This window comes from Xanthomonas euroxanthea (assembly GCF_903989455.1).
GTDB lineage: Bacteria > Pseudomonadota > Gammaproteobacteria > Xanthomonadales > Xanthomonadaceae > Xanthomonas > Xanthomonas euroxanthea.
Genome location: NZ_LR861803.1, coordinates 2,017,001 through 2,034,705, shown reverse-complemented (window position 1 = coordinate 2,034,705; position 17,705 = coordinate 2,017,001). Strand labels below are relative to the sequence as shown.

At 56.7% G+C, this 17,705-nt stretch carries 11 protein-coding genes and 3 pseudogenes; 3 read left to right on the top strand and 11 right to left on the bottom strand.

Going from position 1 to position 17,705, the window contains the following annotated elements:
* Positions 1-169: 169 nt before the first annotated feature.
* The 6 genes and pseudogenes from H7A86_RS08715 to H7A86_RS21180 form a co-directional block, all read right to left on the bottom strand.
* On the bottom strand, positions 170-979 hold the full coding sequence (locus tag H7A86_RS08715) for an OBAP family protein (RefSeq protein WP_119132192.1): 810 nt from the start codon (positions 977-979) through the stop codon (positions 170-172).
* Between the two features lie 38 nt (positions 980-1,017).
* Positions 1,018-2,931: pseudogene (gene ligD / locus H7A86_RS08710) on the bottom strand (DNA ligase D); the annotation flags it as partial.
* 264 nt (positions 2,932-3,195) lie between these two features.
* Positions 3,196-3,609 (bottom strand): annotated as a pseudogene (locus H7A86_RS21245) (DNA polymerase ligase N-terminal domain-containing protein); the annotation flags it as partial.
* A 13-nt stretch (positions 3,610-3,622) separates the two neighbouring features.
* Complete coding sequence (locus H7A86_RS08705; RefSeq protein WP_119132424.1) at positions 3,623-3,799, bottom strand: DUF3606 domain-containing protein; 177 nt, start codon at positions 3,797-3,799, stop codon at positions 3,623-3,625.
* A gap of 165 nt (positions 3,800-3,964) precedes the next feature.
* Complete coding sequence (locus H7A86_RS08700) at positions 3,965-4,474, bottom strand: ferritin-like domain-containing protein (RefSeq protein WP_104582833.1); 510 nt, start codon at positions 4,472-4,474, stop codon at positions 3,965-3,967.
* A 1,279-nt stretch (positions 4,475-5,753) separates the two neighbouring features.
* A complete protein-coding gene (locus H7A86_RS21180) occupies positions 5,754-6,626 on the bottom strand; it encodes a DEAD/DEAH box helicase (RefSeq protein ID WP_338063649.1) in 873 nt (290 codons plus the stop codon).
* A 433-nt stretch (positions 6,627-7,059) separates the two neighbouring features.
* Here H7A86_RS21180 and H7A86_RS08690 point away from each other — a divergent pair, with 433 nt between their 5' ends.
* The gene (locus tag H7A86_RS08690; protein WP_147421347.1) at positions 7,060-7,968 is read left to right on the top strand and encodes a hypothetical protein; all 909 of its coding nucleotides are present in this window, start codon (positions 7,060-7,062) and stop codon (positions 7,966-7,968) included.
* A 67-nt stretch (positions 7,969-8,035) separates the two neighbouring features.
* Here H7A86_RS08690 and H7A86_RS08685 read toward each other — a convergent pair whose 3' ends face one another.
* A complete protein-coding gene (locus H7A86_RS08685) occupies positions 8,036-8,254 on the bottom strand; it encodes a hypothetical protein (RefSeq protein WP_119132195.1) in 219 nt (72 codons plus the stop codon).
* Between the two features lie 564 nt (positions 8,255-8,818).
* Between H7A86_RS08685 and H7A86_RS08680 the strand changes: the two genes are divergently transcribed.
* Both H7A86_RS08680 and H7A86_RS08675 read left to right on the top strand, forming a co-directional pair.
* On the top strand, positions 8,819-9,439 hold the full coding sequence (locus tag H7A86_RS08680) for an MvdC/MvdD family ATP grasp protein (protein ID WP_147421348.1): 621 nt from the start codon (positions 8,819-8,821) through the stop codon (positions 9,437-9,439).
* Between the two features lie 518 nt (positions 9,440-9,957).
* Positions 9,958-10,242 (top strand): annotated as a pseudogene (locus H7A86_RS08675) (integrase); the annotation flags it as partial.
* A gap of 703 nt (positions 10,243-10,945) precedes the next feature.
* On the opposite strand, the gene H7A86_RS08670 reads toward H7A86_RS08675, so the two are convergent.
* The 4 genes from H7A86_RS08670 to H7A86_RS08655 form a co-directional block, all read right to left on the bottom strand.
* Entirely contained in the window at positions 10,946-11,428 is a 483-nt protein-coding gene (locus H7A86_RS08670; RefSeq protein ID WP_147421349.1) for a hypothetical protein, read from the bottom strand.
* Positions 11,429-11,624: 196 nt separating this feature from the next.
* The gene (locus H7A86_RS08665; RefSeq protein WP_119132197.1) at positions 11,625-11,873 is read right to left on the bottom strand and encodes a hypothetical protein; all 249 of its coding nucleotides are present in this window, start codon (positions 11,871-11,873) and stop codon (positions 11,625-11,627) included.
* A 351-nt stretch (positions 11,874-12,224) separates the two neighbouring features.
* Positions 12,225-12,464 (bottom strand): hypothetical protein, encoded by a 240-nt coding sequence (locus H7A86_RS08660; protein WP_147421350.1) that lies wholly within the window; start codon positions 12,462-12,464, stop codon positions 12,225-12,227.
* A 441-nt stretch (positions 12,465-12,905) separates the two neighbouring features.
* Positions 12,906-17,675 carry an RHS repeat-associated core domain-containing protein gene (locus H7A86_RS08655; protein WP_220453016.1) on the bottom strand — a complete coding sequence of 1,590 codons (4,770 nt, stop codon included), beginning with the start codon at positions 17,673-17,675 and terminating at the stop codon, positions 12,906-12,908.
* Between the last annotated feature and the right edge of the window lie 30 nt (positions 17,676-17,705).

Genomic DNA, 17,705 nt, shown 5'->3' with positions numbered 1-17,705 from the left:
TAGATAAAACGCGCAGAAGAGCCGCGTTTACGATCCGCTTCATGCACGATGGTCCGGGCTTGGCGAGGACCCGCGTCATCCAGCACCCCCTATCAACAGACTGCAAGCACCATGCGAGCGGAGCGTGCGCCGGGTGTGCCCGACCACGTCCCACTCAGGCACTGCACAGCTACCGGTCGGTCGAACCATTGGACGTCACGTTCTCCTTCCGATTGGAGGGCTGCTTATCCCGGCTCTCGGCTCCGTGCGCGTGTCCACCGCTTGGGTCCTGGATTTGGATCACCGTCCCCTGTTGCCAGGCGTCTGCCCCCGGATCTATGTTCGGCACGGGAATATCGGCGCGACGCTTTCGCTTGTCCTCGCTACTGACGCCAAGCCGCGCATCGCGAGTGGCCACCATCTCCGGGTTCGCTTGGCCATCGGCAGTGAAGCCCATCATCAACTGCGGCATGCCTCGCGGAAGGTCCTTGTCCAAGTCGGTGTGCCAGGTGTGCCAGGTTTTCCCGTACGTGCGGATGAGCTTTTCCATGAGCTCATGCTCGGCCACCTCCGGGATCCCTGGCGCGACCAGCTGCCCCGATGTCACCTCCTGGACGTGGCTATGCCAGAGCGCCTTCTCCTGCTCGGGCAGGCCCGCGAACAGCTTCTCGCTGATGATGTACTCCACGCCCATGAGCTTGGCGTCTTTCACATTGCCATCGTAGATGGTGCACTGGATGACATCCTCATTGAGAATTGAGCAGTAGTGATGCGCCTCCATCTGCGCCTTCATCTGACCATTGTAGAAATGAAAGCCGTCCAGGTAAGCGTTGACGGCATCGATCGGCGGCCGATCCTGCATCACTGCTGCACCCGTTTCCAGGGCCTTCGTCTTGGCCGTTTCCTCCGCTCCAGGCGCTTGAACACTGGACTGGGTGTTTCCGCCCCCGCACGCGGTTAGGGCGACGGCTGCCGCAGCGGATAGGATGGATTGACGCATCGGTTCTCTCCCAAATCAGTATCGAGGCAGGCGGCCAGTCAGGCGTCTTGCGCCCAGCGGGCCAGGTTTTGCTGGATCGTGTTGATGTCCGCCCAAGGATCTTTCTTGCGTCTGGCCAACTTCGCCGGCACGTCCTTCATGGTGAACGCGTCCGCACGGGTCAGCTTGGCAAGCTCGCTCCAGGCGATGGGCATGGCCACCGGGGCGCCAGGGCGGCCGCGCAGGGAATACGACGAGACCGCTGTCGCCCCGCGGCCGTTACGCAGGTAGTCCACAAAAATGCGTTTGTTGCGAAGGCTCTTGGTTGACGTGGCCAAAAAACGGGTCGGCTCCGATTGTGCCAACGCGTCGGCAAACCCCTTGGCAAAGCGCTTGGTCAGGTCCCAATCGCATCCCGGGTTCAACGGCACCACCACGTGCAACCCCTTCCCTCCTGACACCCGCAGGAACGACGCCAGTTCCAGCTGTTCGAGCAGCTTGCGGATATCCACGGCTGCCTTTTTGACTTCGGAAAAGGGCACGTCAGGGCCGGGATCCAGGTCAAAGACGACGCGGTCGGCCCGATCGGGCGCTTCCGCGTGGCTGCCCCATGGGTGGAACTCCAGCGCGTTGAACTGCACCAGCTCAAGCAGACTTGCCGCGTCCCTGACCACCAGGTAGTGGGCGTTGATCCCGCTGTCTTCTTTCAGCCGAACCGCATCCACGAGCTCCAGGCCGGCGGTGTGGTGCTTCTGGAAGAAGCACGGTTTGGCGGTACCGCTGGGGCACCGGATGATCGACAAGGGGCGGCCGATGACCTCGGGCAACACGTGGTCGATCACGGCGGTGTAGTAATCCCACACGTTCTGTTTGGTGGCCTTGATGTCAGGAAAGATCACCTTGGTCGGACTGGACAGCCGAGGGGGCGTGCGGCCTTGGGTTCCTGTCGGGGCCGTGCTGTGCTTTGAAGCATTGCCGTGCTTTGAATCGCTCTTGAGCTGCTTGCCAGGGGGTTTGAGCTTGGAGGCGTCGACGGGCTCTTCGACTGCGGCAGCCCTGTCGGAGTCCGCCAAATCGGCCACATCCTTGTCTCGCCTGACCGCCTTGAGCGAGGCCTGGCGCAGCAGTTGCTGCCCGCCGATGCCGCGATAGAACACCTCCACCACGAACCTCGGCTCAAACCACGTGGCCGAGCGAAGGTCGGTGTCCTTGGTGGGAACATGAGCACTAGGCGTCTTTCCGCCGGCTTGGCCAACCAGTTGGCCTACCTCGTTGATCAGCGCTTCGGAAAAGCCCGAACCCACCCGCCCAACGTAAAGCCAGCCGTGCTTGGGGTCGGGCTTGGCCAGGAGCAACGACCCGAAGCCCGTGCGGCTGCCCTTGGGCGCCGTGTAACCCACGACGGCAAACTCGTCGCTGGCCAGCTGCTTGGTCTTCTTCCAGTCCTCGCTCCGGCCTGCGTGATAGGCGCGGTCTGCACGCTTTGAGATGATGCCTTCAAAGTGGCGCTCGCCAGCCAGCCGGTAGGCCGATGCCCCATCGCCCTCGATGTGGGAGCTGAAGGCCAGGTGCCCTGGGCTGCCCTTCAACAACTGCTGCAGCAGTTGCTTGCGCTCCAGTAGGGGCGCATCGGCAATATCCACCCCGTCGATGTGGAGCAAATCGAACAAGGCATAGGCCAACGTGCCTTGCCGTTCCCCGGACAGGGTGGCCTGGAGGAGGTTGAAGTCCTCTTTGGTGCCGTTGCCGGCGATGAGCTCACCGTCCAGCGCCCCTGACGTCAGCCCGAGGGCAGCGACGGCATCCCGGATTTCGGGAAGCTTTTCGGTCCATTCCAAGGCATTGCGGGACCAAAGACGCACCTCCCCGTCGGCAATGGTGGCCAGAATGCGGTAGCCATCCCACTTGATCTCATGCACCCAGTGGTCGCCCTGGGGTGGGGCATCGCCGAGCTTGGCCAGCTGCGGTTCGAAGGGGCCCTCTGGCGGCTCGGCTTTTTTGGCCCTGGTCAGCGCGGCGGCCTTCTTCGACCAATCCTTGCGACGGCCCTTCTTTGGCAGGGCCACGGCGGTGAGCTTTTTCTTGTCGGTCTTGCCAGCCCCTGCTCGCTTCAGATCTTCAGCAGGCGGCGAGGCGACGTCGCCCAACAGATCATCCGCTTCCACGTCGCCGGCAAAGGCATCGTCCTCTTTGAAAAGAAGCCATTGCGGCTGCTTGGCCGGCTTCCCTGACCGGACCAGGTGCCAGCCGCCCTTGAGCTTGGTGCCGAAGAGCTCGAACCGCAGATGTCCCTTGGCGAGTTGGGCCTCCGGGTCGCCCGACGTAGCCCACACCCCATGGTCAAACTGGGCGACGTGGCCGCCACCGTATTGCCCCTTCGGAATCTCGCCTTCAAAGGCGGCATAGTCCACGGGGTGGTCCTCAACCTCCACCGCCATGCGCTTGACCTTCGGGTCGTAGCTGGGCCCTTTGGGAACGGCCCAGCTCTTGAGTGCATCACCGACCTGGAGCCGGAAGTCGTAATGCCGGCGGCTGGCATGGTGAAGTTGCACCACGAAAATCGCCCGTTGCCCTGATGGCAACACCTTTCCCGGTTCGGGTTCCTTGGTCTTGTCGAAGCTCCGCTTGCGGCGGTATTCGGTGAGGGACATGCCCTACTCCCGGTTACTTGCCCAGGTGCCTACGCACGGCCGCCGCGGTGGGGCCGACAGCCTTGACCGCCGCCCGAAGCTCCTCGGCGCTGACGCCCAGGGCCTTGATCCAATACTGCAGCTCGTAGTCTTCATTGACGTTGATGCGATCGCGATCCGGACTAGCCGCGTTGTTCTTGTCATCGATCATGGTGACCTCCTCGATGTGTGGCGATCTGCCATCGTGCCGGTGCTGCTTATTACGGTGCTCGCCCTCTGGAAGTTCGGCACCCCCACCCATCGCAGAACACTGGAATGTGGCGCAGAGCAGCGCCCCGGCGGAACGGCCGCCAGGGCGCCGATGGGGATCCAATGGTTACTTCTTTGCCTCGACGCCCGGCGTTGCGTCGCGCACCAGGAACTCTTCGGTGAGTTCCGGCAGGTGGGTCGCGAGCCAGTCGGCCATTGCTTCCTCCTGAACCAGAATCTGCTCGCACACCCGTGCCGTTTCCGGGTCGCCGGCGGTCTTGGCCGCAGCGATCAGCGCGGTGTAGGACGCGATTTCGAAATGTTCAAAGACATAGCCGGCCATCGCGCCTTTCACGATTTCGTCCGATGCGGTCATCCCACCCACCGCCTGGCCAAGCGCTGCCATCTTGCCCATCACGTCCTTGATCGTGGAGGGAGAACCGCCCAAACGCTTGATACACCCCTCGAGCAGCTCCCGCTGGCCGATCGTTTCCTGGATGTGTTCTTCAATCCGCGCCTTCAAGACGGGGTAGTGCTCAATGCGGGACGCCTGGCCCCTCAACATGGTTTCGGCCTGCTGCTCCATCGCATGGGCATCGCGGAGCCAATCAAGCAGGTTTTCTCTGGGTTCGGCCATGAGGATATCCTCGTTAGATCAGGGGAAACCGCACCCTATCCAGCCAAACATTGAGGAAAAGCGATGTTGAAGTGACGGCGGAGCGAATCTGAGCAACGAAGCGTCGGTTACGGACGTAGCAGCGTGAAGTTCCGAGATTGCGCGCTGCACGTCATCAAGGCGGCTTCAGGCAGACACCTTGCCTTCTCCCCTCGACCGCATAACTCAGGCTCTGGATCGATTTCTCCGGCTCATACACCAAGCCGGAGCGTGAGGTCGCCCTCGACCAACATCCAACTACTCCGGTCCCGTCTGCTATGTGCTCGCCCTCGCGCACAGCGTCTTGTCCATGGGCTCGGTTCCATGCTCTACGACATGCTGGCCACCAAGCTCAAGCATGCTCGGGCTACCCGGGAGGACGTCGCCACGATTACGGGACACTCCGAAGATGAGGGATGCACATGCGGGCGCTTCCTCTGCATGCATCCTGCATCCCAATCGACCCCATCAGGATCTTAATTTCAAATCAGTGATTTAAGAGTCGATGGCGGAGAGTGGGACGTGACGTAACTTCCTCTAACCCACTGATCTGAATACAAAGAACAAGCCGGATTGTGTCCTGGCGTGTGTCTGAAAAGCGAGTTGCCGAAGACCAGCGGCAAGAGTAAAGACCTCAGCCGCAGATCAGGGCAACACCAAAAGGTCTGCCCTTGACGCTATCGCTCCGCCCCCAACCAGCGCCTCACAGCGATCAAGAATGACCCGGCGAAGTTGTGGGCTCGTGCTCTTGTAGCCGAGCTGCCGAGAGACCATCGTCACCAACTCCTCAGCCTTCGCGCCCTGGTTGTTCCTCACGACCTTGATCAGAGCCGAATCGATTTCGGAAGGAGGCAAGAATTGTGGGCGTCGCAGTGTCAATGAGTCGACCATCGAGCGGTCCCGTACGCGGACTCGAAGAAGCCGGCTAAGCCCACATCGGTGTGAGATCGTAGCCCCGCGCGCGAAGAGCTTGGGCGACCTCTTGCTCGAATACGCTTTGCTTGACGTCGCGCTTCTCCTTGGTGAGTGTAAGACGACCAGTCCTGGCTTAGTTCAAAAAGAGCTTCAAGGCAAAGGTGCCCTTGCCTTTGCTCGATCGGTGTCGATGTCCTCGTCGGCGATCGAGGTGAATATTTCGCAGCGCGACTTGGCACGGCTGATGAGCACATTCAAGGTCGCTCGCCGCCGTCACTGCTCACGGGACCACAATTCATCGTCATGTGACGCTGCGCATCACGTCCATAACCCCCCGAGATATAGATCATGTCGCGCTCGTCACCCGGATGTTCTCCAAACGCTTTACGAAGAAGGGCTCTGCTGGATGATCCGCAAAGAACCCTCTGTTTCCAGGTGCTGGCGGCGCAGCAATTCCAATTCGCCGAGAATGGCGCGACGCTGTGCTGTGGAAGGTCGCCACACCTAGTGTGAGCTGCGGTGTGTTCTGCGCATGCGCAAGTACCGCAAGCGCGACCGCCTTGGCCTCCTTGGGATTGGTGCGCGTGTTGCCTCGGTCGTAGATGGCCTCTGGCAGATGATGAATTCGCAAGCCCACACCTGCCTCACTGGTGTAGGGACTGGGGACGATGAAGAGCTTGCCTTCATAGAACTGCTGATTGGAAACGGCAATCAGGGACTGATGGCGGCTTCGGTAGTGCCAACGAAGCATGCGCTCAGGTAACCCTCGTGCGCGGCAAAGGCCCAAGATGCTTTCCACATCTGGCGCCTGTGCCCCACTCTCATCCTCATCCCGATCACCCCCATCGCCAAGTGCTTTACAAAAGAAGCGCGTCGGCGGCAGCTGTCGCTCGTCACCCACCATTACCAGTTGCTTGGCACGCGCGATCGCACCGAGCGCATCGATGGGCTGGACCTGGCTTGCTTCGTCAATGACAAGCATGTCGAAGTCCGGCGCCCCTGCCTGCAGAAACTGCGCCACGGACAAGGGACTCATCATGAAAATGGGTTTAAACGCTTGGATCGCAGGGGCGCAGCGTTGCATGAGTTGCCGGATCGGCAGATGACCCGTTTTCCTGGGCATCTCGCCAATAAGAGTAGCTGCCGGACCGGTCGCTCCGCCTTGACGCGGGATCTTGTTGTGATGCGCCTTGACCACTTCATACCGAGCCAGCTGCATACGCTCCTGGTCGAGGCTTGCAACCTTGCCGCTTTCCTCAAACCAAGAACACAACAGAACCGTCTAGGTCTGGCCACTTTTGTCGCGGCCTCTTGACCGCTACGCATCTGGAAAACGGGGCTGACTGCCTTACTCGTTGAGTCATTAGTAGCGCCAAAGGCATCTGCATTCCGTTTATTTTCGATAAAAAAGTGCCAATTACGGCCGCGACATCTATAGTCACCCCGGACAGGTTGATCACCCCCATGAACAGTAGATCAGCACCCCCATGCGGCGGGCCTAGCCAACATATGACGAAGACATCGGATAAAAGCTTTTCTGCGGGCCAACACGAGCCCTTTTCAGTCTCGCTGCGATCAAGCAACCAGCACAACGACGTTGATGCTTTGAGTAATTGGCACAACATTGACCGATGATTGAACGAGGAAACCACATGAAAAAATTAATCGGCAACACCAAGGCTTTCACCCTGACACTTGGCATTTTGGCATCGCTTTGCGTGCTTACTTCATTCAGTGGGAACGCTACTGCGCATGACTTGCCTGCGGGAGAGAAGTGTCAAATAAATTCGCCAAAATCCTTCACTTCATGGAGCGACGAGGGGCTGGACGTAGCGTTAAGCCACATTGCTTGTGTCTGGTCAGAGCACCCCGTGCTTCTCATCGGTGAAACTCACGGTGCAGATCAACCTCTTGACCTAGTCACCGCTCTGATTGAGCGACAGTCCAAGTCAAGCAAGCTTGCTATCGGGCTGGAACTACCATCCATTGAAGACGAATGCCTGAGCCAGTTCTTGACAACGCCCATCACGAAACAGTCGACCGACGCCCTGCTTTCCGGAAAATTTTGGTCTTCGAACGATGGGCGAGCCAGCCAGTCTCTTGTGAAATTTCTGACTCGCGTTAACGCACTCAAGAAGAGTGGACGAGACATTGAAGTGTTCGGAATGGAAGATCTGACGAGCAAGCCAAGGAGTAAAAATCCTGCCGCCAACAAAGAACTTGGCATGGCAGAGATCTTGAAAAAGCGGGCCAAGCTTGGCCGGAAAATCATCGCAATTGGGGGCGATTTCCACATGAGAATCGAAGACCCCGAAAGCCCCAGATCGACGTCAGTTCCCAGCCAGCTGCAGGTGCTTTCACCGTATGTTCTTTACTTATCGTCCACGCATGGCGCGGCCTGGACATGCGCCACCATGAACGATTGTGGCGTCCATGAAAGGCCACAGGGTACTGTTCCGCCCAGCGATGAAGCGACGCTTGAAGCTACCTCGGCGCACGGCATCCATGTCGAGAAGATCGATCTTCCGCTCTTGACCGCCTCTCCACCGGCAAAAATCTAGCAGATTCTCACCCTTTGGTTCATGCGGCATCAGCGCTGGATGCGTTTCGCGGTCGCTTGCCCGTGTTTTAAAAGGAGTAGTTATGAATAATCAATTGAAGCCCGTCGTCGAGGAGAAAATCCGAGTACTGGGGCCGCAGAAGGGCCGCATGCTTTCGTAAGACGAGCTCGACGCGGTCGCAGGCAGCGTTCTCCACATCTTGTGTAACAATCCGCTCAATAGCGGCGGCAGGACCAACGATATGCAACACGCTCTTGACTTCAAACTGGCCCAGAGACGAATTCATGTCGTGGCCTGAGGGAGAAGCATCGCTTCCCCCAAGCTCTTGCTAAAAATATTGAAAGGTCGTTCTTGATGATTGTAATTGTCAGCCGATACGAGGATGCACATGCCATAGCAGCCAAGTGGGCACTGGAAAAGTCAGGCGTTGAATGCAAAACTCTCAACTTCTTCGAAATCGTTCAAGACGAGTGGGCTTCCGTTGAAGATGACTTGTCTTTATTCCGCTGGTGGGACCCTAAGGAAGAGCGAGAAGAGTCTCTGAGATTTGAGGATGTTTCCTGCGTATGGAGAGGGCGCAGCACACGCAGTTTCAACCTAGACTCCATCAACGAACGATGACGCAATCACGGTTCAGCGAGAACGCCTTTCATTTGTTGCATCCGCTGAGGCACTTTTATCCCATCACGCAAGAAGCAGCATCAGCCCAACTCGCATCAAGGGATCTAGCGATCAAAAATCTGTCCAGCTTCTGGCTGCGACCAAGGCTGGACTGACGAGCCCCAAAACCCTTGTCTCAAACGAACCTTCCTCAATTCGAGCGTTCTATGCCGATGTCTCGAAGTGCCTGATGAAGCCATACAACCAGAACACTTGGGTTACTAACGGCCGACACTTCACGCAGCACGCCGTTGTATTGGATAAGGAGGATCTTGCCAACGACAGGCCGCTGAGAAATTGTCCCGCCATCTACCAAGAGTATTCCGAGAAGTCCTATGAACTTCGGGTTGTGGTCTTTGGCGATGTCGTTCGGGCTATCAAGCTTGACTCTCAATCAGTTGACACCGCCCTCGTTGATTGGCGAGATGACTACATGGGAAGAATGGCTGTTGTAGAGGTTAACCTCCCCGAGGACGTGGAGGCAAAGATTCTTAAATTCATGCGCTCACTCGATCTTGCATTTGGCTGCCTGGACATGATCTGTGCACCCGATGGCACCTACATGTTCCTGGAAGTCAACGAGCAAGGCCAGTTCCTTTGGCTCGAAGATAAGAACCCGCAGCTTGATCTGCTTAGAAGCTTTATCGATTTTCTGTTTATCGAAGCTAGAATCGAGCACGATGCAGGCCACGTAAGCTTGTCCAGATATTACGCTGACAGCGCCCATCGGGTGGACACCGACTTTGCCCTGTTGAGACGCAAGATTAGAGCAAGGGTTAGAACGGAAGAAGGCATCTTGAGCCGCGTGTAAGAATTTCTCGACCAGCTACGCGGGGCGCAATTGCCGCAACCGAAATCTTTTTTGATCGTGTAGGTTTTGGGGAGCGTGCGGCTTTGGATTGACGCGAGCAAGCCATCCTTGCCTTGTCTTAGGCAATGTCCTGGGGCGACCTGGCGCCGGACGGGCTGAGATTGAACGGGCTCCCCAAAGTCCAGCGCGCCGATGGCGGCGACCTCAGCGGCATTAGCCCAGGTCTGGTTCTTGCGGAACAGGCATAGATCTTCGTCGTTATCGATCTGCCAGCGTTCGCTGATCGTGCCGTCCGGCGCTTGCGTTCGATGCAAGGTCAAATCGCGAAGCGATGCACCTTGGCTCAGGCGTTCGACCAGCGCATCCATGAATTGGCGGAGAGAGTGGGATCGGATCACATCCGACTTAATCCATTCAATCCGTTGCAGAAAGCGTGCTCGGCAGGTTTCCTGTCAATTTTTCCTCGATCATAACGCCGGGCTTGACTCGATTGCTAGCGCCCGCTTGCCATCGGCAACAGGCACCTGGCCGAGGTGGGTAAGAACTGGCCCAAGGCCAAGCGCGGCTTCCACTCGCTGCGCAAAACCCTGATCCAAGAGTTGCAAGGCGCGGGCGTGGTGTCTGAGCTCCGCGCCCAGTTGGTGGGCCACGAGTTGGACGACGAGCACCACGTGACCTACAGCCGCGCCTTTACCGCCAAGGAGAAGCTGGACGGGCTCCGGGCTGTCTCGCCGGGCCTGTCCGTGCTTGCCTACGGCCTCAACCTTGATTCCCTGTCGGCCTTGATGAATCAGACAACGTGAGTCGTTCCCTTTTTGCGCTCAAGCTCCTTGATGCTCCGGCGCCATCTTCGCCGAACGCTACCGGTTTTCCGGGGAGAACTTGCTTGCTCCGCTGATGGATCCACCTTCTCAAGAAATGGAACCTCAAGACTTCTCGGGGCGGTTCAGCAATTGGCGGCACGACGCCATCTACGTATGCCAAACAGCTGACCAACACCGATATCACAAACCCCTGCCTCTAAGCCCGACTGCTATTTAGATTGGGGTATGTCGCCTTGATTCACGCATGAATTTGCAGCAAATCAATAAAGCAAATAGCCAAGCTATTGCTGGATAAATTCCGGTCCAAACTTTATCCGCATTGTTGAGATCAAATGCCACGAGAACGACAAGGAAGCACACCACAAGGAATGCAAATGCCATCGCACTTGCCGCAAAAAATATCCTGACGATCATCTTGGTCCTCATCACTTGCAACCACATTTTGAAATGGATGAGTCTACAACTGTGGCTGAGCCGGCAACACCTCCAGCGCCTATCTCAAAGCCACGACTCGGGCCGCTCTCGAAGAAGTTGTAAGCACCCGACCTCTCAGGAGGACTCAATGATCCCCCATCACTGCCGACCTGGATCATTGAAAATCCATAGCCTCCAAATGCGGTAATGCCAGCGCTCCACATTGAAAACCACCAATTCAAAACGAAGGGCATCATCTGCTACCAAATTAAGCTCCTACCGCTGGATTTGAGCAGAGCCTACTATAAATATCAGGATTCACGTTATTCCACCGATACTGCCTGCCGGAGGCCGCCCCTAAAAACACGACTTGCTGATATTTCAACGACTCGCCGCTCGCCTTCACCTCTCTGCTCTCACATCCATAACGTATGTCCACGATAGTGGCGCCTGCAAATCCAACGTTGTCCTGAACAAGCTGGTATTGACCAGCAGGTAACTGGCGGTCGAACACTTCAGAAACAGCAACACTCTGAGCAGTCTTATAGGACATCATCGTGAGACCCGAATCAATATCAGAGTAAACATCGATTTCGGTAGCATCACTAGGCATGCCACCTAACGACGCTGAAACTGAAAAATCATTCGACCTCTCCAAGCTTTCCAGATCCTTATAAATTCTTGGGGCGCCATAGGGGGCACAGCCCGAAAGAGCAAGAAGAGCGAACGATAAAAGTGTGGATCTACTCATCTCCACCCCATTCCGGCACGTTCTGAATAAGAAGCCGACAGCGCTCCGGCACAAGCCAAAATCACAAGCAAACTACCCATCAGGCTGCCGCTGAGCAGCATTGCTCAGCGGCGTTACAAGAGCTTCAATTGAAAGGGAAACTATTGGGATGCAGGCCAGCCATAAAACTTGGGTTAAACCAAAATAATCAGGGAGCTCACTTTTTCTTCAAGAGATAGTTTTCGACCGAATAAGATGCAAGAGATACGACACCTACGAACGCGACAAAGAAGAGCACCCCCAAGATAGGCCTATAAACTCTTAGCCCAAAGAAATACTCAATTGCCAAGCAAAGCAAAAGCCCGACGTAAATGGCTATCAAGACCGCAAAACCAACTACCATGGCTTTATCAGACCTTAATTTTTTCCAATTTATTTCGTGCACCACACCGTCCTCGTTTGACATTGCTGTAATCCAGCCGAAACCTGTTACCCTATGCCAGCATTGATTCCTACCGAAGCGGTTCCATCCCTTGCCAACTCTACAGAACCTTTTGCGCCAGCCCCCTCCATGGCTCCAAGCTGCAACTGCATTGATTGGCTCTTCCCCACTGAAGAGTTTCCGGTGCCACACGGCATGCCTACGAAGCTTCCTGGACCACAAAAAAATTACTGTAAGAAGCTACCATGCAAAGTTAGCTCTAAAATAACTTTCTTATCCAGGCTCCTGCTATTTTCGTCATTCTTATCGCCATTTGCCGAGACGACTGGGAAAGAATGCCTCATGTGATTGGGGCCTGAAGCTTCTATACCTCGGTTATTTACGCGAAAGGTGAAAAGCTCCACCCCTCACGTAGCCACGCCCACCTTGATACTCAACTTCAACCACATAATCAGCCTTATTCAAGTAAATCACTCTCTTAACTGGCAGGGGGTTCGAAGCCACCCCCAACACTTCCGGACCATCTGATTTTTTATAAACCGTCACTTCGCCAACAGGAATGATCCCTATATCTGGAGCACAGCCCGTAATTGTCGACGTCAGCAGAAGAGCCATCAACAATGTCCGGAACCGCACAATCATGGCCTAGCCTGAAAGAGTGAATGTGACTTTTTTACAGCCGGATTGATATACAGCATCACATTCAGAGCCTCCGGGAAAATAGCATTTAATTGAGATAATGGAACCCCCATATCCCGCAAGCAATTCTAAAGCGGGGAACCACAGTTGTTCGCCAAGCCATATTCCCCTTGACCTTTCGACAAGCAGCGATGTCCGCCAATTTTGATTAAATCATTTATTTTTGGAAAAAATCAGAAGCAAGGATGCATATAAGCATCAAGCTTGCCCCAGAGATTGCAAGGTAGAATCCTTTTTTATCCCAGCTTGACCTAAATGGCTTCTTCTCGGGCGCAATCAGAAATGCGCCCCATCGAATTAGACCTCCAATGCCAAGTAGCGCAGCTGCAATTAGCATTAAGGCGATCTGCAATCCAATCATCGCTCACTACACTCGCACTTCTTTTTCTGGAGGATAAACGCGCTACCGGCGGCTACGCCGAAGACCGTACCATCAAACCCACCTTGGAATTGATTCCAGCCGGTGGACTCCGCTCCATTTCCAAAATTCCACCATGTCGCTTGCGTTGCGCCGCCAATGGTGATTTTTTGGTACGCCTGATATCCCGGCCCAAATGCAATCGATCCAGCGGAAACCTTACTATAAGGCCCCCGAAAAATATCTGGATCAGGGGTGTCACTGGAGTCGACAAGCTCGACGCTTGAACCTGCCATCGATATTGGCGCGCCTATACCCCCAGATCCGGAAATCGCCATTACATAAGCCGACGCTACTCCGCCATCTGGACATGGTGAGGTGAGCTGATAGAAATCAATATTGCCGCCAAAACGGCCAGCACCACCTCCAATCCCATAATTCGTGCCTTTCCAGGTGGCCAAGCCATATTCATCAGAGTTCAATAGCGGGGATTGTAAGGCATAACCATATGTACTAAATCCGCCGTTAAGTCCAATTGGGTCAGATTGCACATAACGTCCAATTTCTGGACCGATATCGCGGTAATAGTTGTAAAAAAGTCCACTCGCCGCATCAAACCGCTGCCCCGGAAACCGCATATCCAACACCAACGCCGCACCATCGCCATCCGGATCCTGATTCGGCGCAGTGTTGCCGAAGGGCTCGCCCTTTAGGCTCCAGCTCCACACCGTCACGTTACGAACCGGGTCAACCACCACACGCGGGCTGCCCAGGTGATCAGGTTCGATGTAGTGCAGCTTGTCGGCGTTGGCCAGCAGGCCCACCGGTAGGTCGTCCAGCCAGATCGCCTGCTGCTTGGGCGCGCCATTGGTGTCGTAGTCGCCCAGCCAGTGGCCGGCTTCATCGTAAAGCGTGTAGGTGTTGGTGGTGCCGAGGAAGCGGCGCACCTGCTCGCCTTTACCGTTGTAGCGATAATTCATCACAAGCACGCCTGCACGCTTGACCATGCTCATGCGGCCGGATGCGTCGTAGGGAAACTCCCGCGCCTTGCCACCGATGCTCAGCGTATTGCCTGTCTTGTCGTAGGTGCGCGCCACGCCAGCTACTGCACTCAGGCGATGATTGGTCGTTGGATAGGTGTAAGCCTGTGTAACGCTGCCGACCTTGGCGCTAAGGCGATTGCCGGTGGCATCATAGCTATAGCCATCAATGACGGTTCCAGTGACACCGTCGGTGAAGGCAGTGAGGCGGCCGAGCGTGTCGTAACCCAGGCCGATCTCCGGCGTTGGATTGCCGGCTGGGGTCAGTGCGGTGAGATTGCCCACCGCATCGAACCCGAACCCGACATCCAGACCGCCAACCGCTTTGTCCTGAATGGCCTTGGGGCGGTAATCCTGGTCGTAAGCTCGGGTCAGCACGCGCCCGTTGCCGTAGGTCCAGCCGGCCACCGGGCCCATGGGCAGATACGTGGCACCCTTGACCAACACCTCGCGCGAGCCGCCAGGCGCCGTATAGCCAACCTCGGCGATCTGGCCCAGCTCATTGCGGACATAGTCAACCATCGCCCCGTCCGGATAAACCATGCTCGTCAAGTTCCCACCTGCCGTGTAGGCATAACGGACCGTCAATGCCTTGCCATTGGTCGTCTGGACCTTGCGCACCAGGTCGCCGAATCGGTTGTAGCAATACTGCGTCGTGCCGCTGCCGTCCTTCATGCTAGCCAAGCGCCCGGCTGCGAATTGCTCTCCCGCCGCGCAGACGGCCGGGGCCACGTCGTAGACAAAACGGGTCTCGAGCGCTGCATCGGCATAGGTCACCGACACTGGGCGGTTCGAGGCATCGTAGGTGTAGGTGGCCTGCCGGTTAGCTGCGTCCTTCCTGGACAGCACGTTGCCTGCGTCGTCGTAGGTACAGCCGGTGCTGCCCGTGTCGGGACTCTTCAGCGCCAACAGTTCGCCCAGACCGTTGCGCTGGTAGGTCGTCTTCAAGCCTTTCGGGTCCGTCACCGCTGACAGCTGTCCCAGCGCGTCGTATTGGAAAGCACTCGTCGCCTTGATGTCGGCGGTGTCTTCAATACTCTGCTTCAAGCGATGCAATGCATCATAGGTATAGGTGCTTGACCTACCCATGGCATCTATCCGCTCCTTCAACTTGCCCACTGCATCGTAGGTAAAATCCGTTGGGTTGCCCTGCGCATCTGCGGTTGTTTTTAGGTGGCCTAGCTCATCGTAGAGCCGGGACATGGTGGCCTTAAGCACACCTTTTGAGTCCTGGATCTCCTCCTTAACTCGCCTTCCGGATTTGTCGAGCGTATAGAGGATGGCATTTCCGTAACGATCCGAAACCTTGGTCAGGCGGAATGCGCTGTCGTAGGTGAAGTCAGACACGTCGCCACCCGGCAGCGCAACCTGCTTGACCAAGCCGGTGGGCCAATAGCTGTAGCGCGTAATGCGGTCATCCGTCTCCGAGCCGCTGTCCTGTCCCCGGACCATGCTTGCCGTCAGCCGACCTCGCGCATCGTAGCTGTAGTCGGTCACAACCCCATTCGGATCCTTCTGCGACAACAGGCGGCCGGCGCTATCGTAACTGAGGAACTGGGTGACCTGGCCCACTGCATTGGTGATCGTCTTCAGGTCTCCGCCCTGGGCCGCGGGATAGTAGTCGTAGGTGGTGGGGTCGCTGAGATCCGAGCGCGCTCCGTCCACACGCAGCAGCACTCCCACCAGGGGGCAGCTTCCTGCGGTTACGTCGGCGTGCTCGCAATAGGTGAAGGTCTGCTGACGCTGCTTCCCGGAAACGGCATCTTGCTCGACCTGGGTCAGTGCTTGGCCACGCTCATTGCGAGTCCATCGCTTGGACACAACCAGCCCCTGCGCCCCTTTCACATTAAGCTCGGTCAATTGGTGGGTCAGCGCATCCCTCACGCTCTCGGTGCGCACCGCCTCCGGCGTGCCATCGCCGACCGTCACCGCTGATTGATACGCCGGTGCGTATTCGTAGGACACCTTGCTGCCCGATGCGTCCGTCACGCTTTGCAGTCGACCATCGCTGAAGTAGGTGTTGGACGTGCTTGCTGCGCCTTCGGTTACGTTGTTGACCGGGCTGAAAATGGTAGACCCATAGTCGAAGCGCTTGACCGCGCCAGAAGCTTGTGTGACTTCCGTAACGCCTTCGGCCACGTAGTTCAGGGTCACTCCATCGACCACCTCGGTATCGCCATGGAGAACGCTGCTGATCACGCGCCCATAGGTGTCGTAACCAAATGAAGCGTAACGCTGTCCGTTCTCCCCGGTGATACCAGTCAAATAGTTGACCAGCTGGGGCTCCGCAAGCCCCTTCTCATGGTAGTGGTAAAGGCGCTTTGCGCCGTCGGGATACGTTGCGACAATCAGATTTCCATCCACATCGTAGTCGTAAAGGACGATGCCGCCACCAGGAATCTCCATGCCTGTGACACGGCCGTCGGTATAGCTGAACGTCACGGCGCGGCCATGCCCATCAACCAATCGCGCAATGCGCGTGCCCTCGTAAACCACGGTTACATCACGATCCGGCGTGGCCGGATTGCGCACCGCGAGTAGCTCGCCATCTTTACCAAAATCGCGGTATTCGCCAGTTTCTTCGATGACCCGGTAATACGTAGTGCTGTTGCTGATGCGGCGATATATTCGCCCCGAATTCCGGGCACGGCCGGTGCCGGCAGCAACCGTGGTGAAAACATCTCTGTTGCCCGCTTCGTCGAGATAGGCTGTGTTGGAACTGTCGAATCTGTCGCTGTAACTCAGCGACCAGCCTTCTCCGACTGGGATGGCACTCTTGGTCTGATTGACGGAATGATAGTAGCGATTGAACGAGCGACCTGCGAACTCAAAGTCCTTCTCTTCGCGAGACTTATCGCCTGTCGTGGGATGGCAAGGATTGTTGGTGCTGCAGCTTTGGAACTGCTTCAAAGGCAACGTGACCCAGGTGTTGTCATCGTTCTTGGGCTTACAAAGAGCCTCTGTCGTAAGAGCTGCCTCCGCGAGAATTGAGTTTCCCAGAAAAGGCGTGAAGTTTGCTTCGCACGTCAACTTTCGCTTCTTGTAGACATTCCAACGCCACGACACCGAGACAGGTGCCCCCGAGTTCGACGGACAATTAAATGTCGAGGTGAAATATTTGTCTGAGCTATAGCTAACATCGCCACTTGGAAGCAGGCCCAGTCCCGTCGTGTTGTAGTCCGACGTTTGAACATTGGACTGGAGCGAGCAAGATTTCCCGACCTTGGTAGTTAGGATGTCCAACGACTTGGCGATGAGTGCACCTTCATCCGTGCACCAGCTTGATCCAAACTCTGGGGACGCTGTGCACCCGGGGTTTCCGACCCCGTAGATACCCAAATTGACTCCATAGGACGGGCTAGAGACCGAGGTGGCCTTTAGAGATGGGACCCGGAAATAGGTCCAGACCTCTCCCGCTCCCCGATTCAAAAAACCTCTTGAGTAGGCCTTCAAATACTGACCGATGCCTTGGTAGTCCTTGGAGTTGCGAAGGGCATCGGCAGCCTTCTCCATTGTGTCGTAGCAGCCGAGTGACAGCGCGCAGAACGTAGCTTTAGGCGGGGTTTGCGCCTGCGCAGGACTAGCAACCTGCAACGCATAGGCACCAAAAACAACCGGCATCAAGAGCGCCGCGTAACGCGCGCTCTTTGACAGAACTAAGGAAGCAGAGAAACGCGCCACGGCCCGATTTGACACGGCAACACTCCTTGTCAGCTGCACTTGCAGCATCAGTTAGGAATCCATTCCCACCCACCCGCG

What these genes read in the sequence shown, in the direction of transcription:
- H7A86_RS08680 (WP_147421348.1), top strand. Translation starts at nt 8,819, where the DNA reads ATGAAGCCATACAACCAGAACACTTGGGTTACTAACGGCCGACACTTC.
- H7A86_RS08660 (WP_147421350.1), bottom strand. Translation starts at nt 12,464, where the DNA reads ATGGCTCTTCTGCTGACGTCGACAATTACGGGCTGTGCTCCAGATATA.
- H7A86_RS08655 (WP_220453016.1), bottom strand. Translation starts at nt 17,675, where the DNA reads ATGCTGCAAGTGCAGCTGACAAGGAGTGTTGCCGTGTCAAATCGGGCC.
- H7A86_RS08665 (WP_119132197.1), bottom strand. Translation starts at nt 11,873, where the DNA reads ATGTCAAACGAGGACGGTGTGGTGCACGAAATAAATTGGAAAAAATTA.
- H7A86_RS08685 (WP_119132195.1), bottom strand. Translation starts at nt 8,254, where the DNA reads ATGAATTCGTCTCTGGGCCAGTTTGAAGTCAAGAGCGTGTTGCATATC.
- H7A86_RS08715 (WP_119132192.1), bottom strand. Translation starts at nt 979, where the DNA reads ATGCGTCAATCCATCCTATCCGCTGCGGCAGCCGTCGCCCTAACCGCG.
- H7A86_RS08690 (WP_147421347.1), top strand. Translation starts at nt 7,060, where the DNA reads ATGAAAAAATTAATCGGCAACACCAAGGCTTTCACCCTGACACTTGGC.
- H7A86_RS08670 (WP_147421349.1), bottom strand. Translation starts at nt 11,428, where the DNA reads ATGAGTAGATCCACACTTTTATCGTTCGCTCTTCTTGCTCTTTCGGGC.
- H7A86_RS21180 (WP_338063649.1), bottom strand. Translation starts at nt 6,626, where the DNA reads ATGCAGCTGGCTCGGTATGAAGTGGTCAAGGCGCATCACAACAAGATC.
- H7A86_RS08705 (WP_119132424.1), bottom strand. Translation starts at nt 3,799, where the DNA reads ATGATCGATGACAAGAACAACGCGGCTAGTCCGGATCGCGATCGCATC.
- H7A86_RS08700 (WP_104582833.1), bottom strand. Translation starts at nt 4,474, where the DNA reads ATGGCCGAACCCAGAGAAAACCTGCTTGATTGGCTCCGCGATGCCCAT.